This is a genomic window from Bailinhaonella thermotolerans (genome assembly GCF_003594875.1).
In the GTDB taxonomy this organism is placed as follows: Bacteria; Actinomycetota; Actinomycetes; order Streptosporangiales; family Streptosporangiaceae; genus Bailinhaonella; species Bailinhaonella thermotolerans.
In genome coordinates this window covers 104529-128676 of sequence record NZ_QZEY01000017.1, presented here as the reverse complement: position 1 = coordinate 128676, position 24148 = coordinate 104529, and the positions used below count along the sequence as shown (strand labels likewise).

At 71.9% G+C, this 24148-nt stretch carries 22 protein-coding genes; 15 read left to right on the top strand and 7 right to left on the bottom strand.

The features are described from left to right. Positions 1-236 precede the first annotated feature (236 nt). Positions 237-596 (top strand): hypothetical protein, encoded by a 360-nt coding sequence (locus D5H75_RS31590; protein ID WP_119930232.1) that lies wholly within the window; start codon positions 237-239, stop codon positions 594-596. On the opposite strand, the gene D5H75_RS31585 is transcribed toward D5H75_RS31590, so the two are convergent. After that, a complete protein-coding gene (locus D5H75_RS31585; protein WP_119930231.1) occupies positions 593-3001 on the bottom strand; it encodes a DEAD/DEAH box helicase in 2409 nt (802 codons plus the stop codon). The two genes, D5H75_RS31590 and D5H75_RS31585, sit on opposite strands and share 4 nt — an antisense overlap. A gap of 102 nt (positions 3002-3103) precedes the next feature. On the opposite strand from D5H75_RS31585, the gene D5H75_RS31580 reads away from it, so the two are divergent. Further along, positions 3104-3649, top strand: coding sequence for a hypothetical protein (locus D5H75_RS31580; RefSeq protein ID WP_119930230.1), 546 nt, complete (start codon positions 3104-3106; stop codon positions 3647-3649). Between the two features lie 9 nt (positions 3650-3658). Here the strand turns inward: D5H75_RS31580 and D5H75_RS31575 are convergent, their stop codons facing one another. Beyond that, positions 3659-4789 carry a sigma-70 family RNA polymerase sigma factor gene (locus D5H75_RS31575; RefSeq protein WP_119930229.1) on the bottom strand — a complete coding sequence of 377 codons (1131 nt, stop codon included), beginning with the start codon at positions 4787-4789 and terminating at the stop codon, positions 3659-3661. Positions 4790-4821: 32 nt separating this feature from the next. Next, positions 4822-5748 carry a DNA polymerase III subunit delta gene (locus D5H75_RS31570; RefSeq protein WP_119930228.1) on the bottom strand — a complete coding sequence of 309 codons (927 nt, stop codon included), beginning with the start codon at positions 5746-5748 and terminating at the stop codon, positions 4822-4824. Positions 5749-5840: 92 nt separating this feature from the next. Between D5H75_RS31570 and D5H75_RS31565 the strand changes: the two genes are divergently transcribed. Continuing rightward, positions 5841-6440 carry an SLOG family protein gene (locus tag D5H75_RS31565; RefSeq protein WP_119930227.1) on the top strand — a complete coding sequence of 200 codons (600 nt, stop codon included), beginning with the start codon at positions 5841-5843 and terminating at the stop codon, positions 6438-6440. A gap of 342 nt (positions 6441-6782) precedes the next feature. Here D5H75_RS31565 and D5H75_RS31560 read toward each other — a convergent pair whose 3' ends face one another. Continuing rightward, complete coding sequence (locus tag D5H75_RS31560) at positions 6783-7349, bottom strand: HIRAN domain-containing protein (protein ID WP_202638699.1); 567 nt, start codon at positions 7347-7349, stop codon at positions 6783-6785. 244 nt (positions 7350-7593) lie between these two features. On the opposite strand from D5H75_RS31560, the gene D5H75_RS31555 reads away from it, so the two are divergent. After that, positions 7594-7986: a RapZ C-terminal domain-containing protein gene (locus D5H75_RS31555; protein WP_119930225.1), complete on the top strand. Its 393-nt coding sequence runs from the start codon at positions 7594-7596 to the stop codon at positions 7984-7986. Between the two features lie 955 nt (positions 7987-8941). Here D5H75_RS31555 and D5H75_RS31550 read toward each other — a convergent pair. After that, the gene (locus D5H75_RS31550) at positions 8942-9889 is read right to left on the bottom strand and encodes a hypothetical protein (protein WP_119930224.1); all 948 of its coding nucleotides are present in this window, start codon (positions 9887-9889) and stop codon (positions 8942-8944) included. A gap of 468 nt (positions 9890-10357) precedes the next feature. Between D5H75_RS31550 and D5H75_RS31545 the strand changes: the two genes are divergently transcribed. After that, entirely contained in the window at positions 10358-12967 is a 2610-nt protein-coding gene (locus D5H75_RS31545) for a DNA polymerase (RefSeq protein WP_202638698.1), read from the top strand. A 233-nt stretch (positions 12968-13200) separates the two neighbouring features. After that, on the top strand, positions 13201-14451 hold the full coding sequence (locus D5H75_RS31540) for a toprim domain-containing protein (protein WP_119930222.1): 1251 nt from the start codon (positions 13201-13203) through the stop codon (positions 14449-14451). Positions 14452-14542: 91 nt separating this feature from the next. Here D5H75_RS31540 and D5H75_RS42125 read toward each other — a convergent pair whose 3' ends face one another. Next, complete coding sequence (locus tag D5H75_RS42125; RefSeq protein ID WP_202638697.1) at positions 14543-14908, bottom strand: thioredoxin family protein; 366 nt, start codon at positions 14906-14908, stop codon at positions 14543-14545. A gap of 808 nt (positions 14909-15716) precedes the next feature. Here D5H75_RS42125 and D5H75_RS31530 point away from each other — a divergent pair. Next, positions 15717-17000: a helix-turn-helix domain-containing protein gene (locus tag D5H75_RS31530; RefSeq protein WP_119930220.1), complete on the top strand. Its 1284-nt coding sequence runs from the start codon at positions 15717-15719 to the stop codon at positions 16998-17000. Between the two features lie 123 nt (positions 17001-17123). Beyond that, positions 17124-17870: a DUF6879 family protein gene (locus D5H75_RS43660; RefSeq protein ID WP_242454640.1), complete on the top strand. Its 747-nt coding sequence runs from the start codon at positions 17124-17126 to the stop codon at positions 17868-17870. A 13-nt stretch (positions 17871-17883) separates the two neighbouring features. On the opposite strand, the gene D5H75_RS31520 is transcribed toward D5H75_RS43660, so the two are convergent. Beyond that, positions 17884-18759, bottom strand: coding sequence for a helix-turn-helix domain-containing protein (locus D5H75_RS31520; RefSeq protein ID WP_119930219.1), 876 nt, complete (start codon positions 18757-18759; stop codon positions 17884-17886). 213 nt (positions 18760-18972) lie between these two features. Here D5H75_RS31520 and D5H75_RS31515 point away from each other — a divergent pair, with 213 nt between their 5' ends. From D5H75_RS31515 to D5H75_RS31480, 7 genes are all read left to right on the top strand, one after another. Next, positions 18973-19236: a hypothetical protein gene (locus tag D5H75_RS31515; protein ID WP_119930218.1), complete on the top strand. Its 264-nt coding sequence runs from the start codon at positions 18973-18975 to the stop codon at positions 19234-19236. Continuing rightward, on the top strand, positions 19233-19532 hold the full coding sequence (locus tag D5H75_RS31510) for a hypothetical protein (protein WP_119930217.1): 300 nt from the start codon (positions 19233-19235) through the stop codon (positions 19530-19532). The genes D5H75_RS31515 and D5H75_RS31510 overlap by 4 nt, the downstream gene beginning before the upstream one ends. A gap of 406 nt (positions 19533-19938) precedes the next feature. Then, complete coding sequence (locus tag D5H75_RS31500; RefSeq protein WP_119930215.1) at positions 19939-20601, top strand: ATP-binding protein; 663 nt, start codon at positions 19939-19941, stop codon at positions 20599-20601. Then, entirely contained in the window at positions 20591-21613 is a 1023-nt protein-coding gene (locus tag D5H75_RS31495; protein ID WP_119930214.1) for a thymidylate synthase, read from the top strand. Before D5H75_RS31500 ends, D5H75_RS31495 begins: the two co-directional genes overlap by 11 nt. Then, complete coding sequence (locus tag D5H75_RS31490; RefSeq protein ID WP_242454639.1) at positions 21610-22200, top strand: nucleoside-diphosphate kinase; 591 nt, start codon at positions 21610-21612, stop codon at positions 22198-22200. Before D5H75_RS31495 ends, D5H75_RS31490 begins: the two co-directional genes overlap by 4 nt. After that, positions 22197-23438 carry a hypothetical protein gene (locus D5H75_RS31485; RefSeq protein WP_202638695.1) on the top strand — a complete coding sequence of 414 codons (1242 nt, stop codon included), beginning with the start codon at positions 22197-22199 and terminating at the stop codon, positions 23436-23438. Before D5H75_RS31490 ends, D5H75_RS31485 begins: the two co-directional genes overlap by 4 nt. A 56-nt stretch (positions 23439-23494) precedes the next feature. Further along, a complete protein-coding gene (locus D5H75_RS31480; RefSeq protein ID WP_202638694.1) occupies positions 23495-24109 on the top strand; it encodes a 3'-5' exonuclease in 615 nt (204 codons plus the stop codon). Positions 24110-24148 lie beyond the last annotated feature (39 nt).

The window sequence follows — 24148 nt, the reverse complement described above, 5'->3', positions numbered from 1 at the left end:
GGTGGATCGGCCGCGGCAGGATGTTGTCTCGATGTTGTCATGCCGGAGGCCGCGCGGAGTCAAGGCCGGGTCCCGGCGGCCCTCCGGTGTCACGGGCCGGGCCGGTCACCCAGCGCCCGAGGACCCCGGCGGCGGCGTGGGTCTTGGCGTGCTGGCGAAGAAGATCGATGATGCCGATGGGGCCGGGCATCGGCGCGGCGCCGCCGATGCGGGCAGGCACCCATGGAGGAGGACGCGTGGCCGGGGCGCGAGTACTGGTGATCGGCCTCGATCCGGCCAAGATCCAAGGCTGGGATCCAGAGCCGGTCCACCGGGCGATAGCACGCGGCAGGGACCGTTTCACCGAGCTCTCGATCACGGCCGACTGGTGCCTGGTGGCGCTCGACGAGGACCCCGAGAAGGCGATCATTCAGGCGCTGATCAGCGCCGACTACGCCTGTGTGGTGATCGGGGGCGGCATCCGGACGCACGAGCCGTTGCTCGAACTCTTCGAGAAGGTGGTCAACCTCGTCCGGCGGCACGCGCCAGGGGCGGCCATCGCCTTCAACAGCAGCCCCGAGGACTGCGCCGACGCCGCGCTGCGATGGCTGCGCTAACCGGCGCGAGGCCCGCCGCCGCGGCGGCGGTCACGGGGCGGGCCCTCCCGTAACGCCTCGGGGGGAGCCGGCGGGGCCGAGGAGATCACGCCGAGCTGATCTGGCTCACCCGCCTGATCTGTCTCGCGCGCCCGGCCCGTCTCGTCGCCGCGCGGGGGCGCGGCGGTCTCGTCCCGCGCCCAGTCGTGCAGGGCCTGTTCGACCAGGGACCGGTTGCGGCGGCCGGTGATGGCGGCGGTGCGGCGCCGCTCGGCGAACAGCGCGCCGGAGACGGCCGCCTTCCGCTCGATCAGCCGCATGATCCCCTCCTCCAGGGTGCCGGCGATGGTCAGGTTGACCACCAGGTAGCTGGAGTGGGCGCCGTCGGCGCGGTGGATGCGGTTGGACCGCTGCTCGAGCCGGCCGGGCGTCCAGGGCAGGTCGAAGTTCACCAGGGTCGAGCAGCACCGCCCCAGGTTCAGCCCTTCGGCCCCGGCGTCGGTCGCCACGAACACCGTGGGCCCGGTGCGCTCGGCGCCGGTGCCCGCGATCGGCTCCCCGGGGGTGGTGAAGGCGGCCACCGCCTGGTCGCGGGCGTCGGCGGAGGTGTCGCCGGTGTACAGGACGTGGCGGATGCCGTCGGCGCCCAGCCGTTCCCCGATCAGCGCGGCCATCTGCCGGGAGAAGGTGAACACCACCATGCGCTCCCCGGCGGCCTGCATCTTGGCGGCCATGACGCGCAGCTCGTCCAGCTTGGGCCCGTCGGCGTCGGGGATCAGCCCGCTGTCGCGCAGCGCCTGAGCGGAGGCCGCCTGCGAGCCCAGCACCAGCCGGGGCGAGGAGCACAGCAGCCGCAGCATCGCCGTCGCCGTCATCTCGGCGCCCTGGGCCAGGTCTTCGGCGTCCTCCGGCAGACGCCCGCCGGTGACGGCGGCCACGATCTCATCGCGCGCCGCCTGGTGGGCGCGGCGCAGCGCCGCGGCGAACCGCGGCCCGGGGTCCAGCCGCAGGTGGTGGAACCGCAGCGGCGGCAGGTGCGCGACCACCTCGGCCTTGGTCCGCCGCAGGAAGTGCGGCGCCGAACGGGCCCGCAGCTCCGGCAGGTTGCGCTCGCCCTCGTAGCCGGCCTGCCTGCCGCCGATCATCCGCGGGTAGCGGTAGCGGTTGAGGAAGTCGGCCGGGCCGCCCAGGCAGCCCGGGACGGCCAACGTGCCCAGGACCGCGTACCACTCGGCGGGATTGTTCTCGGCCGGTGTCCCGGTCAGCACGAGCTGGCGGGCGCAGCGCCGGATCAGCCGGCGGAGCGCCTGGGTGCGCTGGGCCCGGGGATTGGTGAACCGGTGGGCCTCGTCGACGACCAGGAGCACGCCCCGCACCAGCGGCGCGATCTGCTCCAGGTCGCGGTGCAGCACGTCGTGGTGCACGATCAGCCAGCGCCGGTCGGCCGCCTCGGCGTAGGCCTTGGCGCGCTTGCCCGGACCTCCGGCGACCACCACGATCTCCTCGGGGTCGCATCCGGTGAACTTGACGATCTCCTGCCGCCACTGCGAGCGGATGCCCCCGGGCGGGCTGACCACGACCCGCTCGACGACGCCGCGGTGGAGCAGCTCGTGGCCCAGGCCGATCGCCGCCGGCGTCTTGCCGACGCCGGGTTCGTCGAACACCGCCAGCCCGGACCGCTCCAGGCCCACCGCCACCGCCCGCTTCTGGTAGTCGCGCAGCTCCAGCGCCATGCCGTACGGCTGCACGCCCGGCCCGACGCGGGCCAGCTCGCCGCGGTACACCTCGCGCGAGAACGCGTCGGCGAAGTCCACCTCCAGCCCCTTGTCCCGCCAGGCGGCCACCACGTCGCGGGCCGGGAAGTGCGCGTCGAAGTGCTTTTGCGCGCGCGGGTCGCCGATGCAGGCGAAACCGCCGGTGCGGATGTCGAAGGCGATCGTGACCTCGGCCGGGCGCAGGATCTGGTCGGGGTCCTCGACGATCCCGCGCTGGACCAGCTCGGCCAGCGCCGCCGCCGCGCCGGGCGGGAACGTCAGCGTGCCCGTGCCCGCGCGCGCCGCGCCCGGCACCGCGCGCAGCCGCGCGGTCAGCGCCTCATCACGCCAGGCCAGCAGCAGCGCGAACGGCCGGGCCCGGGTGTGCGGCCGCAGCAGCGCGTCGGCGCACTCGGGCGGATCCTCCCCGGGCGCCAGCAGCTCGTCGGCGGACACGTCGGTCAGGCCCTCGTAGTGCCAGCGCCGCAGCTGCTCCACCGACTGGGCGCACACCAGGCAGGTCCAGGAGCGGCCCGCGCCGGCGTCGAACCTCGCGTACGGCAGCCGCTGGGCACGCTCGACCAGGTCGGGCCGGTAGGCGAACACCAGCCGGAACAGCTGGCCTTCGCGGCTCAGCCCGACGGGGCGGGTGGCGGTCACGGGCCGCGGCACGGCAATCCTCCTGCGCTGCGAGGGGTCCTCACGCCGGTGACCGTGCCGTCCCGGCCCGCCGCCGCAGGCAGGGCGCCGCGGGTGCGGGCCGAGGCTGGGGGAGTGAAAGTCGATGCCCCCGCCGCGTTCATCACCAGCTACGGCGCGCCGCCCCTGCCCGTTCAGCGGGGGGCCGCGCTGCTGCGGGCCCTGGCCTGCCGCCACGGCAGCCCGCTGGCCCCGGCGCCGCCGCACCACCTGGCCGCCGCGATCATCGCCGCCGACCTGTGGGGGCGGCTGACGCCCGGCCCCTGGTCGGCGCGGGCCCGCCGCAGCCCGGCCGAGCACGCCGCGCTGTCGGCGATCCTGGCCCGCGCCGCCGGGCACGGCGCCCCGGACCTGTACGGCGAACGCCGGCTCCTGCGGATCGCCCACCAGCGGATCAGCGCGCGAGCCCCGCACGGGCGGGCCGGGCGGCTGCGCGAGGACCACTGGGCGAGCCTGGGGGAGATCATCGGCGTGATCGGCGCCGCGCTGCCGCGAGAGCAGCTCCGCCGGGCGCTGCGGCTGGCGGCGCTGGACCTGCTGGCGGCCGACGAACTGCGCTTCGACGTCGCCGCCGAGGCCGTGCTCGACTTCGCCGACCCGATCCACCAGGACACCGGGTGAGCCGGCGGCTCACCCGCGCTGGGCCCATGCCGCAAGGTGGGTCTGGCGGCGCAGGCTCGCCAGGCCGCTGGCGGCGTGCGCGCGCAGCTGCCGGGCCGGCAGGCCGGTGACCTGGCGGGCCTCGGCGAGCGACAGCCCGTCCAGGTGCAGCAGCCGCACCGCCGTGCTCTGCTCCTGCGGCAGGCGCGCCAGCGCGGCCCGCACCAGGTCCGCGCACATGCGCCGTTCGGCGCCCGCCTCGGCCGACTCCTCGTCGACCAGCGCGGCCGGTTCGAGGCCGCGCCGGTCCTCGGCGGCGCCGTTCAGCAACTCGTCCAGGGAGGTCTGCGGGGCCAGCCGGGGCCGCAGCGGCAGGTAGCGGGCCTGCTCGCCCATGCGCGCGGCCACCTCGCCGGAGGTCGGCAGCCGCTGCAGCTCGGCCAGCAGCGCCTCCTCCACCTGCGCCACCTTCCGCACGAAGGTGGTCAGCCGTTTGGGGATGGGGGACTGGGCGCGGATCCCGTCCCGGATCGTCCCGGAGATGCGGTAGGCGGCGTAGGTGGAGAACTCGTACCGGCTCGGGTCGTACTTGCGCAGGGCCAGCATCAGCCCGTGCCAGCCGTCGGCGAGCAGGTCGTCGGCGTCCAGCCCGTACGCCTTGGCGAGCCGGTTGCTGAACGTCAGGACGAGGCCGACGTGGCGGCACGACTCGAACCGCAGGACCGCGTGCAGCAGCCGGTCCAGGACGTCCTCGGTCGCCCGCCCGGCCGCCCGGTCACGGACGGCGGCGGCCGGCAGCGACCACGAGCCCTCCCGGGCCGCGTCGTAGACCTCCCAGAGGCTCCCCGCGGCGCCGTCCCCGTCCGCGCCGTTCCGAAGCTGGGACACAGGCGCCCCGAACGCGGCGATCACCGCGGAGCAGACCCGGTCGCGGTGGGTGCCGGAATCGACCGACAGCAGGGCCGCGCAGATGACCTCGGCCGCCTGCTCGGCCGGCACGCCCCAGGTCCGGCGCAGCCGGTCCAGCACGGCCAGGGCGGCCGCGAGCTCCGCGCCCGGCGTGGGACGGTCGGCGGGCGCGGAGTCGATCACCGGGGTGTTCGCGGGGGCGGCCGGCGGGACCGATGCCCGCGGCGCGGTGTTGCGCGGCTCGTCACTCATGGGCCCGGACCGTCCCGCCGCACCCCGATTCGTCAACGGGAGGACATCGCCTCCCGCGCGCCCGGCGCGGGCGCCGCGCCGGCCGTGCGCGCGCTGTCGGCGAGCCAGGCGACCAGCCCGGCCACGCGCAGGGGCGCGGCCCAGGCCGGCAGCTCTCCCCGGCACTGCGCGTGCAGGTCCAGCACCCGCCGCGTCGCCTCGGCCACCAGCTCGGGCGGCAGCCGCCGGGAGGCCCCGGCCAGCGCCTGGGCGGCCCGCCCCGGCCCGCCCCCGCCGGGGCCGGGCGTCTCCTGGCACAGGCCGATCTTCATCAGGCGGGCGGCCAGCGCCGCCAGCACGGCGGCCGGCTCGCATCCGGCCGCCAGCTCCACCGCCTGGCCCGCCCGGCCCTGCTCGATCGCGTCGGTGATCTTCCACAGCGGCACGGCCGCCGTCCCGGGGATCAGGGCGGCGACCTGGGCGTCGGAGGGGGAGGTCAGCCCGACCAGGGCCAGCATCGCGCACGCGTCCCTGACGCGGGCGGCCCCCACGGGGTCGGGCGCCAGGTCCGCCAGCGCGGCGACCGCGCCGCCGCTCAGCCGTACGCCGTGCTCGCGGGCCGTCCGCCGGACCCAGGCCGCAGCGTCCTTGCGCGCCGGCAGCGCGCAGTCCACCGTGTCGGCCTCGCCCAGCTCCCGCCGTACGGCGGCGGGCAGCCGCTTGTCGGCCACCAGGGCCACGACGTCGTCCTGATGCAGCCGGGCCAGCTCACGCGCGGCGGCGGGCGTGATGCGCTCGCCGGACGCCGCGATCACCAGGCGCCGCTCGCCGAACAGGGGGCGGGAGGCCAGGGCCCGCAGCAGCGCCGCGCCGCCGTCCGCGGCGGACACGCGCACGGGGGCGGCCAGGCCGGCCTTCAGGCGGGCCAGCGCCCGGTCGCGGGCGGATGTGTCGGTTCCGATCAGGAGATACAGCGCCATGCCCGGGACCGTCAGGCGGCGCGGGCAGGCCGCCGTGAGGCGGGGGAGCGCGACTGGCGGCGGCGCGGGCCCACCGCCGCACCGTCATCGGCATGGAGCCGACATCAGCAGATCCCGCCGGGCCGCCCGGACCGCGGGCGCCCGCCGCGGGACGCCTCGCGGAACCGCGCGTCCTGGTCTGCGGCAGCCGCTGGTGGCCGTGGCCGGATGCGGTGGCCGCGGCACTGGACGGGCTGGCCCGCCGCTACGGGGACGGGCTCGTCGTCATCGAGGGCGCGGCCCGCGGCGCCGACGACGCCGCCCACCGCTGGTGCCTGCGGCACGGCCTGGGCGACGACCGGCACCGCTGCCATCCGGTGAACTGGGCGGCGGAGAAGCGCGCCCGCCCGCGGGGCTGGAAGGCCGCCGGGCCCGAACGCAACACCCGCATGCTGGGCGAGGACCCCCACCTGATCCTGGCCTTCCACGACCGCCTCGACCCCGCCGCCGGCGGCACCTCCGACATGTGCCTGCGCGGCCTGCTGTCCGGCGTCCCGGTCTGGCACATCCCCGGCGCCGACCCCCGCCAGGGCCGATGGCTGGCCCTGGACATGTTCCCCACCTCCCGGATCCGCCGCGTCCGCGCCCACCTGACCGCGCTGCGCCGTACGGCCCAGCAGGACCCGCCGCCGGGCACGGCGCCGACGGCATGAGCCGGGGCCCCGCCGGTTGGCGTGGCGCGCCCGCTCCGACAGTCGGCAGGGTCCCGAATCCAGGCAGCCACGAGAGAGACCCGCCATGGCCCTGCTCGCCACCGTCACCGCCGGCGACCCTCCCCGCGCGTACGCCAACCTGCTGTTCACGATCGTCACCCGGGGCGGTCACCGGCTGCCTGAGGGCTGCACCCGCTGGGGCATCCGCGCGGTCAGCCGTGACCCCCGGACCGGGGCCCGCACCTCCAGGTTCGGGTTCGCCTATCCCGGACCGGGCGACTGGGTGGCATCCTGGTTCCGCCGGTGCTGTCGTCGCCGGACGCGTTGCCGCCCGGGGCGGTGTCATCGGGGGAGCGGGGAGGAGACGGCGGCATCCGGCCGCTGCGGTCGCGGCTGATCGGCCGAGACGCGGACGGAGGATTCGGGGTAGGCGGCGGTGGTGCCGTCCGGCCTGCGGACGTGCACGAGCCCGCCCTGGCGGGAGTCCAGCACCCCCAGCGGGCGGCCGCCCCGCGTGGTGACCGCCGGAGGGTCGTGCGGCGGCGCGGGCGGGGCGGTGTCGGCGAACAGCGGAGAGCGGGGCTCGGGAGTCTCCTCCGGCTGGCCGGGCAGGACGGTCACCCGCAGGCCCCAGGTCTCGCCGGGCAGGACCTCGCTCACGCGGCACCGCCAGGCGGCCTCGGCGCGGGCGCGCAGCCGCCGGTTCAGGACGCGCGGGACGTACCCGACCAGGCTCCCGTCCGGCAGGACGAACATCACCGCGTTCGGATCGTAGGCGTTGCCGTCGTCGCGCACCGCGTACAGCTCCTGGCCCGGGGACAGGCCGCGGACGATGTGCTGGGTGCGGGAGACGCCGGCGACCGGCAGGGTCGACGGGAGCGGGCAGGGCGCGGGCTGGCTGGATCGCATGCCCCCTACGGTGCCGGTCCTTCGCGCAGGGGCAGCGCACGCCACCGACCGGCCCCCGGGCCGCGGCATCATCCTGGTCCCGGGGCGGCGGGCCGCCAGGTTCGAGCGCAGAACCCCGGTCAAGCCGAGCAGTCTTCTGTACCGGACTCAGGGATCCCGGCCGAGGAGAGGCCGGACCGCACGAGCCCGCGGAGCCTCACCCGCCGGCTCAGGAACTGTTCCTCCCAGGGAAGGACCCTCCGCCATGACCCACCCCGCCGTCGAGGTGATCTCCTTCGGCTACGGCCACGCGGACCCGCCCACCGCGGACGTCCTCATCGACGCCCGGCGGCTGTTCCGCAACCCCCACGCCGACCCCCGGATGCGGGAGCTGACCGGGCTGGACGACGCCGTGCGCCGGCACGTCTTGGCCACCCCGGGCATCGGCGCGGTCGTCGCCGCCACGGTGACGCTCGGCGCCGAACTGGTGACCGACCTGCCCCCCGGCGCCAGGCCCGTGCGCATCGCGACCGGCTGCGCCGGCGGCCGCCACCGCTCGGTCGCCCTGGCCGAGGCGATCTCCGCCGGCCTCCGCGATCGCGGCGTCGCGGCCACACTGTCCCACCGCGACATCACCAAGCCCATCATCCAGCCCTGACCACCGCCCACATCCCCACCCTCCGAGACCTGTCACGGGACCACAGATCCTCGTGGTCCCGTGACAGGGCATGGTACGAGGGACCATCCCCGCGTGCGCGGGGAGCAGCGGTCGATGGCGTCCCGCATGCTGCTGCCGTGGGGACCATCCCCGCGTGCGCGGGGAGCAGTACACGTACTCGATTCCAAGGCGGGCCCTGGAGGGGCCATCCCCGCGTGCGCGGGGAGCAGACTCGGCGACCTGCGGGTTTGTCAGCGGCCGATGGTGTTCTTGAGCACCTTTGATGATTTGGGCATTGAGGTAATTACCTCGCGCTCTGGACGATAACTGGCGTGGGCTGGTTGTTCCCCGCCGCGCGGGCTTGCGGGGTATCTCATTGTGCAGCATCCTCTGGGCTGACCCGTTGGCCGGTGCGATGAACCACCTCCAACACCTCTCCTCCCCGTCCAGCGGGGCCACCCACATCCTCCGCCAATTGATCATTTGGCGGGTAGACCACCAGGTCACGGAGGGTCCTCCCCCACACACGTGGGGATGATCCCCACGAGGGCTATCTCCGGTACGCGGGTATGGAGTGCTCCCCACGCACGTGGGGATGTCCTCCGCCATCGAGAGTGCATATCCCTTGGGCAGTCTGCTTCCCACACGAGTGGGATGAGTGACTTTGTCATACGTCGGCCTGGGCGGGCGCGATATCGCGGTCGTTGTGCCTTACCGCGACATCATCAAGCTCGTCATCCAGCGCTGACCACCGGCCACATCCACCACCCCCGGCCCGCCGGGGCATGTCACGGGAGACCATGGAACAGCGGGGTCCCGTTTCCGGGCTGCTGCACGGCCCGTGCCCTTGGGCGCCTCGCCCGCTATACGCGGGCGTGGCGAAGCACCCCTCCTCGCGCGGGCGGGGGAGGGGTGCGCGATCCGTGGGGCGCCGGGATCGGGACGGCGGTGCGGCTCAGGCCGCGGGTTCCGTGGCCGTCTCTGCCGGGGCGGGGGGTTCGGTCGTTTCCGCGGGCTGGTTCGATGCGGGCTGGTTCGGCGCGGGTCGGTCGGCGCGCGCGGCGGCGTGCTCGGCCACCTTGGCCGCCAGGATCTTCTCCAGGGCCGCCCGGTTCTCCTCCGGGGACAGGTGCGGGTCGTAGGCGACCGCCTGGACCCACAGGCCGGTCAGGCGGCCGGCGAGTTCGGTGTTCAGGCCGCCCTTGCCGACCACGACGCTCATCATGTGGGGCTCGGCGGACACGACGGCGTAGCGGCCGGAGATCAGCACGTCCATGACGGTGCCCGGGGCCAGGGCGTTGCGCAGGTACTTCTCCGGCGACGACGCCCAGGGGACGAACTCGACCTTCTCCCCGAAGAGCAGCTCGACGAGCTTGTCCTTGCGCGTGGCCCGCAGTCCCAGGCACGCCTCGATCGCGTCCACGCCCTCGACGGACGGGGCGACGGCGATCTTGGTCCGTCCGGTGACCCCGGCCCGGCGGGCGATGCCCTTGACGGTCACGCGGGGCGGGTCGAACTCCTCCGGCCCGGTCTGCGTCGGCAGCAGCTCGGGCACCAGGCCCTCCAGGATCCGCTGCACGAGCAGTTCCGATGACGCCGACAGGACCGGCAGGCCGGCGGCGCGCTTGCCGGCGGCGGGGCTGCCCGGTTCGATGACCAGGAGCTGCATCCGCGCCCCCGGGCGGACCCGCGGCACGCCCGGCATGATCTCGTCGTCGGGAACCTCGTCCAGCGGCAGGACCGCCTTGACGCCGGAGCCCTCCCGGGCCCGGCCGCCCTTGTCGTTGTGGACCAGCTCGCACAGGGCGAAGCCCTGACCGCGGACGACGTCGACGATCCGCGCGGTCACCACCTGCCGGGCGAGTGAGTCGTCGAGGCCGGCGCCCGTCATCGTGTCGATCATTTTCGTTGCTCCTCATTCTGCCAGGCAAGCGAATCCGAGAGTGCTCGGACCTTCCTGTCTCAGGCTCGGACCGTCGCTGCGCCCGCCACCGGGAGAACGCGGCGCCACCGCGCGCACCCGCCCTTGAACCCGCCCCGCCCGCCCGCCGCCGTCCCCGGCCCCCTGGCGTCCCCGGCCCCTGGCGTCCCCGCCCGCCGACGTCGCCGGGCGCCACGAGGCCGGGGCGTGACGCCGTACGAACGTGCCGGGGATGAATCCGCGCACGCCGCCGTCCCCGGGCCTCACCTGCGGGGCGGACGAGGGCACGCGTTGCCGCGGCGGGCCCGGCGGTCACGGTCACGGCCGTGCCGACGGCAGGCATAAGCAACGCCCGCCAAGAAAAGAGTCCCCATGCGAATCGAGACATGGCCGGCGGGCCGACCCGGCCGATGGACGCCGGCCGATCACGGCCGGCGCGATCCGCACCGCGTGCCCGTCACCGTGATCACCACCACCGGGCAGGCGCTGGACCTCATCGACCGGCTCGGCACGACCGTGGCGGCGATGGACACCGAGACCGTCTACGACGGGGAGCGCGCCGACCCGATGACCGCCCGGCTGCGTGTCATCTCCATCGCGACCGAAGCGCCCGGCGGCGACGACGCGGCCTACGTGCTGGACGTGCGCGACATGGACACCCGCGCCCTGGGACAGGCGTTCCGCCGCCGCGCCGCCGACCTCGGCCGGCGCAAGCTGCGCTTCCTGGGGTTCAACGCCGACTTCGACGACCTCGTCACCACCCTCAACCTGACGCCGTGGGACGTCGCCTCCGGCCAGGCCTTCCCCTCGCTGTTCCACTGGATGGACCTGTCGCTCGCGCTGGCCGTACAGGGGCTGGGCGCCGCCGGCCACCGCCGGTACGTCTCGCTGGCCACCGCCGTCCGGCGCAAGCTGGGCATCGACATCGAGGGCAAGGGCACCGTCCAGCTGTCCTACGACGCCGAGACCGACCTGACCGACGAGCAGATCGCCTACGCGGCCGCGGACGCCGTGGCCACGTTGTGGCTCGGGGACGCGCTCGCCGGCGAGCTGGACCGGCAGGGCCTGGCCGGCGTGGCGTCGCTGGAGAGCCAGGCGCGGCCGTTCCTGCAGAGCATGCGTGTGCACGGCATCGCCTTCTCGGAGCGGACCTGGCGCAAAGAGCTGGCCGGCTACCGGCGCCGCGCCGAGGAGCTGCGGCACCAGATGGCCGCTCTCACCGGCGGCGGGCAGATGTCGCTGTTCAGCGACCACACCGCCCTGAGCTGGAAACCCGAATCGCCCAACGACGTGCGCAAGGTCCTCAACACCCGCTGCGCCAAGCTGGTGAAGGCCTACCTGGCCCAGCGCCACCCCTCCAGCGGCGGCCGGGGGCGGCTGCTGACCGACTCCGACAGCCTCACCAAGGAGGAGCTGGAGCTGATGGCGCGCCTGGGCGAGGAGCTCGGGCTCGACGTACGGCTCCCGCGCGCCCTCATCGAGTACGGCAAGGTCGCCAAGCTGCTGTCGACCTACGGCGACAAGATGATGGCCGAACTCGGCGAGGACGGCCGCTTCCACAGCCGCTACACCCAGTGCCTGGCCGACACCGGCCGCACCTCCTCCCGCGGCCCCAACGCGCAGAACTTCGCCCCGGCCATGAAGCGCCACTTCCGGCCCCGGCCCCGCAGCGGCCCCGACGGCGCCCCCGTCGAGCGGGTGCTGCTGTACGGCGACTACTCCCAGGCCGAGCTGCGGGTCAGCGCCCAGCTCACCGGGGAACGGGTACGGCGCCAGGCCTTCGAGGACGGGGTCGACCAGCACGCCGCCATCGCGGCGGAGATGTTCCACGTGGACATGGACGCGCTCAAGAACGGCGACGAGGAGGCCCGCGCGGCCTACAGCTCCTTCCGCGGCCGGGCCAAGCCGCTGAACTTCGGCCTCGGCTACGGCATGAAGGCCCAGCTCATGGCCGACAACCTCACCTTGGGCGGCACTCCCACGACGAAGGAGGAGGCCCAGGAGCTCATCGACAAGTTCTTCGCCGCGGTGCCGCAGGAGGCCGCGTGGCTGCGCGGCCGGGACGGCTACGTGCAGGGCCTGGCCGCCGCCATCCGGGCCGGCCGCGAGGAGCGGCCCCTGGACCTGCGGGCGAGCTGGCGGCTGCACCACCTGTGGCAGTCCATCGGCGAGGCGCGCAAGGCCCTGAAGAACGCCGGCCGCAAACCCTCCGACGAGGCGGTCATCGCCCACCTGACCGGCGAGCTCGGCGCCGCGGTCGGCCTGGCGGGCACGCCGGCGACGGAGGCGGACCGGGCCGGGGCCGGGGAACGGCAGCGGGCGCTGGCCGCGGACCTGCGCCGGGCCTTGAGACTGGACGCGCCCGTCCTGCTGTGCGCCGACGGCGAACCGTGGGAGTTCGAGTCCCGCACCATCGCCGGGCGGCGCCGCCTGTTCCAGGTCCCCACCGGGAGCTGGCTCACCGCCCTGGCGCTCGAACTGGCCAGCCCGACCCGCCCCCGCGGGCAGGAACTGGTCGACGACTGGGCGGCCGCCAACGGCGTGGAACTGTCCCGGCGCGAGCCGAACGGCCGCCGGCGCAACCTGCGCCGCGCCGAACTGGAGAAGCGGTTCGAAAAGCCCGAGCGGCGCGACGCGTTCGTGCGCTGGATGCTCAACGCGCTGCGCGAGCAGCCCCGCCCCGGCCGCATGAGCGTGCCCGAGCGGCTGATGCGCGCCGCGGCCGCGTCCTGCGTGGACCGGATGGCCAACGCCTACCGCAACGCCCCCATCCAGGGCAGCGTGGCCGACGGCGTCCTGCTGGCGTTCGCCAAGCTCACCGAGCTGCTGGAGGAGTACCCCACCGCGTTCCCGGTGATCTCCATCCACGACTCGATCGCGCTGGAATGCGACGCGGCCGACGCCGCCGAGCTGCTGCCCCGCATGCGGCAGGTGATGGAGGCGTGCCTGCGGCACTACTGCCCCGACGTGCCCATCGTGGCCGACGTGGCGATCCTGACGTCGCTGGACGACAAGCACGACGACGTCACCGGCCGCTACCGGCCGGCCCTGGCCGCCTGAGCCCCGGCATCGGCCGCACCCGTCCCCCCGGGTGCGGCCGATCGGCGCGCTTCCGGCAGCTCCGCCTGCCCGACACCCCTGGCCGCGCCGGGCGCACCCCTCGCGCTCCCGGGCGCTCCGGCCGCTCCGGCCGCTCCGGGCGCTCCGGCCGTACGGCGGGCACGCGTTGACCGATCGGTGCGCGCACGGACGGTGCGCAGGGTCCGGTCATCTGTGGCGAAGGGAGTTGATCGTTGCCCGCCACCGACCTTCACAAATCAGGCAGCACACGCCGCCGGGACACCCCCGAGCAGGCCCACCACTTCACGCAGGAGGAGCTGAGCCAGGCCCGCGGCAAGATCGCCGAAGCGTTCGCAGAGGCGGGCCTGTCGGCCGGAGGCGCGCTCACCTGCCCGGTGCACGGCAAGGTCCACCGGGGCAAGACGCTCAAGGTGGACCCGGCCGCCGGCACCTGGCGGTGCTACTCCTCCGGTGAAGGGGGAAACGCGGTCGACCTGCTCATGCGCGGCTGCGGCCTCACCTTCGTCGAGGCCGTCAACGTCCTGCTGGGCCGCCCGGCCGGGCCGCGCACCCGGGCACGTCCCGCCACGCCGGTCCCGGACCTGCCCCCGGTCCAGAACTTCACCTGCGCGATCGACCCCGAGGTGTACGACGCGGTCCGCCGGGCCTGCGGCCAGACCGGCATCCAGGCCGCCGTCCGCTACTACGGCGCCTGGCACATCGCCCCGCACGCCGTACGCGAGGCGGGGGCGACGGTCGCCGTCAACGCCGCCGCGCTGCAGCAGCTACTGGTGAGCCGGTTCGGCATGGCCCGCCTCAAGCGGTGCGGCCTGGTGGTGGAGACCGGCAGCGGGCGCGACCTGTGGCTGCTGAGCGGCAAGTACCCCGTCATCGAGCCGCACCTGACCCCCGCGGGCCGGACCGCCGGCATGCAGTTCCGCCCCGCCGGCGCCCAGCTTCAGCGGGTCCGCGCGCACGAGCGCGCCAGCAAACAGGCCCGGCAGGCCCGCGAACGCGGCGAACGGCCACCGGCCGACATCCCCCGCTACCAGCCGAAGTTCCTGTCACTGGCCGGGATCAACCCCGCCGAGTCCCTGATCGGCTGCGGCCTGCCCCGCATCAGCCGCCTGCCGCCCGACTCCACCGTGATCGTCGTGGAGGGATTCAAGGACGTCCTGGCCGCCCGCACCATGGGCAAGGAGGCCTTCGGCCTGCCCGGCACCAACGCCGTCATCAGCGACCGCGTGGCCGACGTGCTGCGCCCCCACCGCCTCCTGGTCGCCCTGGACGGTGACGAAGCCGGCCAGGACGCGATCGACCAGGTCGTGGCCACCCTGCGCGAGCACGGCGTCCGCGCCGAGCCCGCCCCCTCGGCGGCCCCGATGGACGCCACCGACGTCCTGGTCGGCCGCCACGCCCGCCTCGGCTGCCGCTGCCCGGCCTGCCAGGAGTGGCTGTCCTCCTACGAACCCGGCGCGGCCTGACGGCCCCCGGTGTGCCGCCTGACCGTACGAACCCTCGCCCGATCCGGGCGAGGGTTCCCGGGCTACCCCACCCCGTCGGCACGCCGGTGCGTCAGGGGCACCGCGCCGCACCTTCGGGTCGGCGATCGCGGCAGGCGGCAGGCCCCGCTCCCGCAGCCCGGGACAGCGCGGCCAGATCCGCGGCCCCCATGGCCCCCACCCGCCTGCGCCGCTCCCGGCCGTCCACCAGGAGGATCGCGGTGGGCACGGTCACCACCCGCAGCCGCTCGGCGAGGTCCGCGTGCCGATCCACATCCACCAGGCAGACCGGAACCGCACCAGGGGAGGCCGCCGCCTCCTCCGCCGCCGCGCGCAGCAGAGAGCCGACCGGGCACCAGGCAGCGGAAAAGACCAGCAGCACACGTGAAGCGGAAGCCCACGGCGCGCCGTCGCCATCGACAAGAACAACAGAGCTCATACCACCACCGTCCGGCCACCAGAGCCCACCGCCAACCCTCCAACCCGAGCGCCCCGCCGGATCCGCCCCCAACGGCCACCCCGCAATCAGGTTGCCGATGATGCCGATGGGGACGCAGAGCATGACACCGGCGACGAAGGAGAGGAGCCGGACCGTCCTTCGGCGCGAAGGCTGGCCTCGGTTTCGCCGACGGGGGCGCGGCGGACGTTCTCGGCCTGCTCCTCGGTGAGCTCGAGGAGCCGCTGCTGCTCGTCGGCCTGAACCCCGCGATCGCGAGAACGGGACCCGGAAACTGGAAAGCCGCAACCCGGGAGGGTCGGCGGCTTTTCGCTGATTGGTGGAGGTGGTGTGTCCACGTGGACACACAAACGATCTAGTTGGAGAGGGGCTTAGGTCATTGTGGGGAACAGCCGGGAATTTCCCCGCCGGGGGATCGACATGCATGCGTCTCACTCGGCGTTCGGCGAAGCGCGTCGTCGTCCGAGATACCGGTGCGGGGGAACAGGTCGCGTGACGCCTCCCCCGAGTTCGGGACAGGCAGGGGCGCCGCTCTCACGCGGGGTTCACCGCTTCTCGCCATGTCCAAACACCAAGATCGTCTCCCATTTTCTCTCGGCTCCGGAGGGGATCTAGGAGACGATTTGAGTGGCCCCGTTCGCGGGAACAGCGCGGCGGGTGGACCTGCGGTCGTGGCTCCCGGCTGGGCTTCGACACGTTTCTTGCGGCATGCTCCCTCACCTGCGGTCTGGTAGCGCTACGTTCTCGTAGGGGAGTGGAACTCTCAGGACCTCCGGCGCTGGAGGGAGTCATGGCTGCCCGCAGTGTCAACCTCGGTGCAGTGATCAAAGCCGCGCGACTGGCGCGGGGGTGGACGCAAGTTGACCTCGCGGACGCGTTGCACCGCTCGCCTTCCACGGTGTCTCGATGGGAAAGCGGCAAGCAGCGCCTCACCGACATCGATGAGTTGCGGGTCGTCGCCGATGTCCTGCGAATACCGTACGAAGACCTCGGACTGGCCGTTACGTTGTCCGGCGACTCGACAGCGAAGGATGATGATCCAGTGCGGCGACGGCAGCTTCTACGGAATTTGGCGATGACAGCCGCCGCCACAGCGGCTCCCGGCGGACTGGCCGGCGCGGGGGTTCAACCCAACGCGTCAGGTGATCTGCTGGTGGCGAACCTTCGCGATGCGCTCTTGGCCTCGCCATCGCACATCCCGGCTCCCCGATCGGATGTTGCGGCGGCTCTAGCTCTCGCCAAGCGGGCGTTTCAGGCGTGTCGCTACGAGCGGCTCGCTGTCGAGTTGCCTCGCCTCATCACGCGCGGAACGAGCCTGTCGGCGTCCGGTGAGTCTGCCGACTGCGCCCTGCTTGCGGAGATCTACACGCTGGCGACCCGGATGCTGGTCAAGCTGGACCGGACGGAGCTGGGGCTGGTCGCTGCGGATCGGGCCCGCAATGTTGCGGCAGGAGCAGCCGACCCCATCTTGCCGGCGGAAGCCGCCCGTAATCTGTCGGTGCTGACCCGGAAGGCTGGATGGCACGACAGGGCCGCCGAGATCGCGTTGTCGGCCGCCGTCGACCCACGCTTGCGCGGTGAGGGTCCCCGGCTGAAGGCGCAGCGCGGGTTGCTGATCATGTCTGCGGCGTACACAGCGGCCAAGGGACAGAATCGTAGCGGGATGCGGGAACTGACCGGAGAGGCGATGTCAATCGCCATCACGCTCGGGGACACGGGCGTTGACCTCAGCCACGGCACCGGCTTCGGCACCTGGATGGTGGACTCTCACCTGGTCTCCGCTCACAACGCTTGCGGTGATCCCGCCGCCGCACTTGCCGTGGCGCGCCGCATCGACCTGCGAGCACTCCCGACTGTGGAACGTCGGAGCCGCTTCCTCGGCGATGTAGCCACCGCTCACGCGATGCGCGGGAACCGAACCGAATGTCTTGAAGCACTCCTCAAGGCAGAGCACATCGCACCAGAGGAGACCCATGCACGCCCGGCCATCCGAGCCCTGGTGGGTGGCTTGCTGACTTCGGGGCGGGTCACGCCCGAGTTACGGGGTCTCGCCGCTCGGTGCGGGGTCACTTGACGGCGTCCTGGTCAAGGGGATGTGCAGAGCCTGCAAGTCGATATCTACACCAATTGACCAAGGGCTTTTGACGAGTGAGGGTCAATCTCGGCAACGTTCTTCCTCACCCTGCAGGAGGCCCCAATGGTCGCTCACGTACGTTTCGTCGGAGGCGACGAGGGTTCCGAGGACGATCACTGCCCCGCGGTGTTCGTCGACCCGACTACCGGTGACTTCCTGTTCCAGGGGCGGATCATCACCGACCCCGCCGTGCTCGCCTTGGTACGGCAGCACGGTGCGATCGCTGCTGACGAGGCGGTGGTGTGGCTCCCTGCCCGGATGCGGCAGGTTATCGAGGACGCGCTCAGGGGATTCGACGACGCCCGCCAGGGGCACGGCGAACCGACCGTCAGGAGCTTGCTGGCGAGGGCGACCCGCTCAGCGGTCCACCTAGAGATGCGAGACTTCTATGCCCCGTGCCCCGGTTTCGAGGACTGGATGGCCGGGGGCGATGGGCGTACGGACCGAAGCGGGTGGGTCGCCGCAGTAGAGGGCGCCGTCAGCCGGGGGGTACGGGTCCGCCGTGCTCGTGTCGTGTCCGAGCCGGTGTCGGACTACACCAGGTGGCTGTACATGGTCACCGACGTCAACCTGAAAGCCGGGGAAGAGGTGCGGTGGCTACCACGGCGGCAGGCTTTCGACCTCTTGCTGCCCGGCGCTGATTTCTGGATGTTCGATCAGCGTGTGGTGCTCTGGAACTTCAATAGTGGAAACGGCGAACACGTGGAGGGGTACGAGTACTCTTCAGACCCCCGGGTTGCCGCACAGGTTGTTGCCGCCTTCGAGCAGGTATGGGAGCGTGCAACGCCGCACGAGAAGTTCGAGGTGTAGCCCGTTCTCGGGCTCACCCGAGCGCTCCCAGCGCTCTTTCCATCAGGTATCTCGCCTGACGGCCGTGCACGGCGATCGACAACAGCCTGTCCCATGCTTCGCCGTACATGCGGATCTCGTCTGGCCGAGTTAGGCGCAGGTACCCGCTGATCAGCTCGACCGTGACCAGGGTGTCGTCGTCCATGATGAATGCCTCGCCAGGGATGACTCCGTGTCTGTCGATGTCACGCGGGATGACCCCGAGGAAGATGTTCTGCCTACCGGAGTCGATCATGTTGATGAGGTACCGGAGCTGCTCACGGTGAACGTCGGCAGGGCCGGGCCGGTACCACAAAACATCTTCCTCCAGGATGAATCCCCATAGGGCGTCCAGCCGATTCAAGGCCCCTTGCCTGTCCATGCGGGCAATCACAGCCTCGGCCACGTCGTCGCGTTCTAGGTGCTGCTCAACCCGGGCCTGCGTCAAGTAGAAGGTCATCATCGCCTCGGTCTGCAACAGGCCTGGGATCACCTTGGTTTGGTAGGTCCGCTGGCGTTTCACCCGCCAGTACCGGTCGCGCAACCGCTCCTGCCGTGCCTTAAGCCCGCCGCCGGCGGACTTGGCGAGCTGGGCGTAGGTCTGCCACATCTGGGAGACCGATTCTTGCTCCGCGAGCAGCTCGGCCTCACGCTCGGGCGGCTGACCGCATATGCGGCACCACAGCCGAACATGATCCGGAGTGATCGTGCGCTGTGCCTTCTCGACCTTGGTGACATTGGTGGCATCCGCCCACCCGGCCTGACGAGCGAACTCACGGCCGGTGAGGCGGGCGTCCCTGCGCATGTTACGGAGCTGGTCGCCGAGCTGCTGCCTAGCGACCTGTGCACTCGATGAGGGTGAAGTCGGCATCGGCTCATGTTTCCGCAGGATGCGATCACGACGGCGGGAAGTTGGCGAACGTTGGCACCTACATATCTCCCAGTCAGAATAGGTGCCAATCTCTGCCAATTCTCTGGCTACCGCTCATGCCACCGCGCCAATGTCGAGTGACACAAAGTTCTTCACTGGCGGACCGAGGCGTAGGCGATGACCACAGTGAGCGGACGTACCGAGACCGCGCCGATGGCTGGCATGACTTCCCCCAACAGCACCCTCTCCCAGGTGGCAGAGGAGTTCCCCTCCTGGACGGTCTTCCGCAGTAACGCTGGCCGGTGGTGGGCGTCGCTGAGACGGGAGTTGACCCGGCACGAGATGGAGTCCTGTGACCGGGTGGTGGACGCCGACGACCTGGCCGGGCTCGCGGAGAAGCTGCGTGAGCAGGAGCGGCGGCAGGCGGTCGCGGCGCGGGACAAGCTTCCCAAGCCGCGAGTCAGGGCTGCGTCGTGACCCGCTGGTGGAACGACCCCGAGCTCACCATCGCGCCTGAGGATGTGCGCCGGCTGGAGGCGATGGCGGCGCTCCACCCCGGCTGGGACATCACCCGGCGCGAGAACAAGACCTGGAGGGCCGAGCGGTGCTGCCGCCCCACCCGGCGGCAGGAGAGCGACGGGCTCGTCGCGCGGCTGGACGCCGAGAGCCTGGCCGAACTCGGCGGGCTGATCGCCGCACAGGAACGCAAGGCCGCCGGCGACCGGCTCTGGCTGATCGCCGGGCCCGGCGTCCACCCCGGGAGGACCCCATGAACGATGCGAGCGAACCCCTGGACGCCCTGCGCCGGCACCTGGCCATCGGCCTCGCCGACACGCTCCGCGCCGAGCACCTCGCGCCGGGCGGCGCTGACGGCGGCCTTGTCCGCGTACTGCGACCAGCACGAGCTGATGTTGGGGTCTGTGTTCACCGACCATCGGGACGACCGCATCATGACCCCGGGCTTCGTCGGGCTGATGGACGCCGTCAACAGCAGCCACAGCTATGGCGTTGTACTGCCCTCGCTGGCGCACCTGGGCGGCAGGTGGACGGCGCGACGGCGGTGGGCCTGGATCGCGTCCACGGGCCGGCGGTTGATCCTGGTGCGGGGACGTCATCCGTGGCAGTCAGCGGGCCTGGGCCGACTCTCTCGTGAAGACGGACACGAGCCGGGAGCGTGCGATGCTCACCCGCGGTGACCTCGCCCTCGCCGAGATCCACCTGGGCCAGCTCGGACAGATCACCGTCCCTCACTGCCAAGTTCACGTGACCGTGTGGTGCCTGCCCCCTGACCGCGGTGCCCGGCGTGCCCGCCACCTGCTGCGCGCTGAACTGACCGACTACGTCACCGATCCCGAGACCCTGGATGACCTGTCGCTCATCGTTGGCGAACTGGCCGCGAACGCCTATCAGCACGGAGCCGGGCCATGCGAGATGAGGATCGTACGGCACGGCGGTGTTCCGGTCGCCTGCGAAATCGCTGACGCGGGACCTGGTCTTGAGGCCGTGGCGACGTACCTACAGCATCCCGCGGAACACCCGGCTGTCGGCGGATTGGCCGAGATCGCCGCTGGGGGGCGTGGATTGGCCATTGTGGCGGAGCTTACGAACGGGCTTTGCGGCGTTCGCACCACTCGCCTGTTCAGCACGGGATCTTCTGGCAAGAGCGTCTGGTTCGTCATCCCCAATGACCAAGTGCACGCCGCGAAGACGACCGCAGCCCCCGGGCTGACACCGGGTTCCACCTCGCTCCCGGTCCAAGAGTCCCCGGGGGCTGCGGTTCACCACTCATCTGTCAGCCGGCACTCCCTACCGAGGCAGGAAGACAAGAAGCATGCATGCTGAGACCTTCCATCGGTTCGAGGACGCCTACCTCGCCGTCCTCGCCCACGTCAGCCGTGATCACGAGCACAGGACCGCGGCCCGCGGGAACGCCGCTCGCGAATGCCTGAACATCAGCTTCGCCCTGGCTGATCCTCGCGACCGGATCGTGCACCTGAGGGGCCGCCGCACCAACATCGTGTTCTGCTACGCCGAGGCCCTGTGGTACCTCCTCGGCCGCGACGACTTGGAGATGATCTCGTACTACGCGCCCAGGCTGACGCGCTACTCGGCGGACGGAAAGGTCCTCTCCGGAACGGCCTACGGGCCCAAGCTGTTCGGCCTGGCCGCCGGGGGCCGTTCCCAGTGGGACACCGTGGTGGAGCGACTCCGCTTGGAGGAGGGGACCAAGCGCGCCGTGGTGACCTTCTTCCACCCAGAAGAGCTGGCTGACCCTGCCAACCCGGACGTCTCCTGCACCCTGGCTCTGCAATTCATGCTCCGCGACGGCCGCCTGCACGCCATCACGTACATGCGCGGCAACGACGCGGTTACCGGCCTGCTCTGCGACGTGTTCAGCTTCACCGTGCTCCAGGAGTTCACCGCCCGCCGACTCGGGGTTGGACTCGGCACGTACGCCCATCACGTCGGTTCCATGCATATCAACGACATCGACATCAACCGTGTGGCCACCGTGCTGGCCGATGCGGCACTGGACCCGCCCGAGCCTCCCCCCGTCATGACGATGCCGGCGACCGGCTGGGCGGAGCTGGCAGTCGTCGCCTGCTACGAGGAGGCCTTGCGGCACAACGAGGCACCCCTCGACCTGAACGACCAGGGCTGGTCGCGCCTGGCCCCTTACTGGCAGCAGGTGGTGCTGCTGTTCGAGATCCATCGTCAGATCCGCCACCAGGGCGGGCAGCCCGTATCGCGGGCGACCCTGAGCCGCCTGGCCGAGCCGTACCAGCGCCTGATCTCCAACCGTTGGCCGAAGGCCCTGCCCCTCGACGAGCCCCCGGACGGAGCCGACAAGTGAACGCGTCGTCGAACGATCGGCGCTACGAGGCGCCGAATCCCGCGCTGGCCCGACTTCAACAAATCGACTGGCACCGCTGGAGCATCATCCTGCTCAAGCCGGACTGCCTCCAACGCGGCCTGGTCGAACCCGTCCTGGCCCGCTGCGCCGAACACGTCCAGATCATCGCCCAGGAGACCGTGGTCGTCACCCAGGCCCAGATCTTCGCCCACTACGACGACCTGCTCCGCGCGCCTGAGCGGCTGGCCCCGATCGACGTCCCGGCCGACCTACGCCGCTGCTACGTCGGTAAGCACGTCGTCATCGCCCTCGGCCACGGACCACTCGCCAGACCAGGAGAGCCTGACACCCCCGCCCGGCTGCGAGCCCTGCTTGGCCACTACGACCCCGCTCGCGCCCGCCCAACCTCGATCCGCGGTCACTTCGGCATCGACAACCTCGCCAAGGCCCGAAGCGAAGGGCGGCTGATCGACAACGTCATCCACACCTCAGACGACGCCGCAGCCGCATGCCGGGACTTCCTGATCTGGTTCGGCATCGACCGCACCGACCTCCTGATCGCCCCCCGAAACGGAGTCTGCCCATGACCATCGACCACCTCGGCGTCCGCAGGCAACGCCTCGACCTCATGCCGGTCGAGCAGCAGGCGAGGCTGGACCCCTACATGGCCCAGATCATCACCTACCGAAAGTCCGGCCTGTCACTGAACCACATCATCGGCTGCCCCCTGGACTGCGGATACTGCGTCCGCCACTTCTGGGGAGACTTCGAGCACAAGACGCCCCAACTCCTGTGCTCGACGTCCGATGCCATCGACTCGCTGCTCACGCACCCGGCGTTCCGGCCGTCCACCACACCGATCCAGCTCTTCAACAAGGCGACCGACCCGTTCCTGCCCGGCGTGAAGCCGCACCTGTTCCAGGTGCTCCAGGCGCTCGACGCCGAGGGGCTGGACAACCTCGTCCTGATCATCACCCGGTTCACCGTGACGGCCGAGGACATGGCCATGCTGGAGCGGCTGCGCCACCTGAGGTTGACGCTGTTGTTCACCTACTCCGGGATCACCGACCCCCGCATCGAGCCGATCGCCAAGAGCACCATCACCACCACATCGATTACGACCGCCTGCGCGCACAAGAGCCGCACCAAGGTGGTGCTCTACTGGCGCCCGATCGTTCCCGGCTGGAACGACCAGCCCGAGACTCTGGGCCACGTCCTCACGGTCGGCCGGCAGGCCGACGCCATCGTGTTCACGGGCTACTACCACAAGCAGGAGAACGACGCCTACCTACGCGATCTCGGGGTCCCCTTGCCGTACAGCGAGGCCGACTACCACCGGCGCAAGATCATGCCCGCCGAGCTGGACAAGCGCGTCGTCACCGCCTGGCTGGAGTCCGGCATCACCACCCCCCTGTTCCGCAAGACGTCCTGCGGCGTCTCCTACGCCCATCAGGTCCCCGACTACAACGGCCACTGGGGCGTGCGCGAGCTGTGCGACATCTGCCCCGTCAAGCAGCGCGACCTCTGCGCCGCCGACTACCACGACCCCGACCGGACCGAGTTCGAGGCCGTCCTCGCCGACCTCGGCTACACCAGCGAATACCTTCTCGACGAGGGGCGCATCTGGACGCACGGCCTGGGCGAGCAGCGCCGCTACGCCATCCAGCACACCCTGCGCCACCAGATCTGGGAACTGGACCAGCCCCACATGCTCCACGCCCACGGCCGATCCCTCACCGGCCACCAACCCAGCGACGAGGAACTCCAGCAGTTCAACCTGATTCGCCAGCAGTTCGAGACCGCCGCGCGCTTTGATGACGACTGAGCAACCGGCACAAGAGACGGGTGGCAATGGACCTTGACCCCTGGGAGGACGCCTCCTTGATCGCCGTCGACCTCGAAGGCAGCGGTGCACAGGATGGCGAGCACGAAGCCATCTTGGAGATCGCCCTCGTTCCCCTGGTCCACGGCCACCCGTCACCGGCCGACAGCTACCACACCCTGATCAACCCCGGCCGGCCACTGCCTCGACGCCCCTGGACATCGCCTGGCCTCACGAACGAGGCGCTGAAGGACGCCCCGCCCTTGGAGCAGATCGAGCCCGAGCTGACGACCCGGTTGGCCGACTCCACCATCGTTGGACACAACGTGACGGTGGACTGGAGACTCCTGCGCCGCCGCTGCCCCAACGTCCAACCCGCCGCCCTACTCGACACGCTACGGCTCGCCCGGATCTGCCTTCCTGACGGACAGCGCAAGGGGCTTCAACCGTTACTAGAGCACTACGGCCTCGTGCAACGCGTGGACGAGCTGGCATCCGACAGCCAGCCTCACCGCGCCCTATGGGATGCCTTCGGCGCGGCCCTACTCCTGTTCGAGCTGATCCATAGCGCCCCTGAGAGCTTGCCGCTTCGGACCCTCTACCGCTCTGCCGTGATCCCCATCGAAGAAGACTTGACCGCCCAGAGCGGCCCAGAGCAGTTGCCCTTGTTGTGACCCTGCAACGCGCGTCCAGTGACCCGCGCTCAGTGAAAC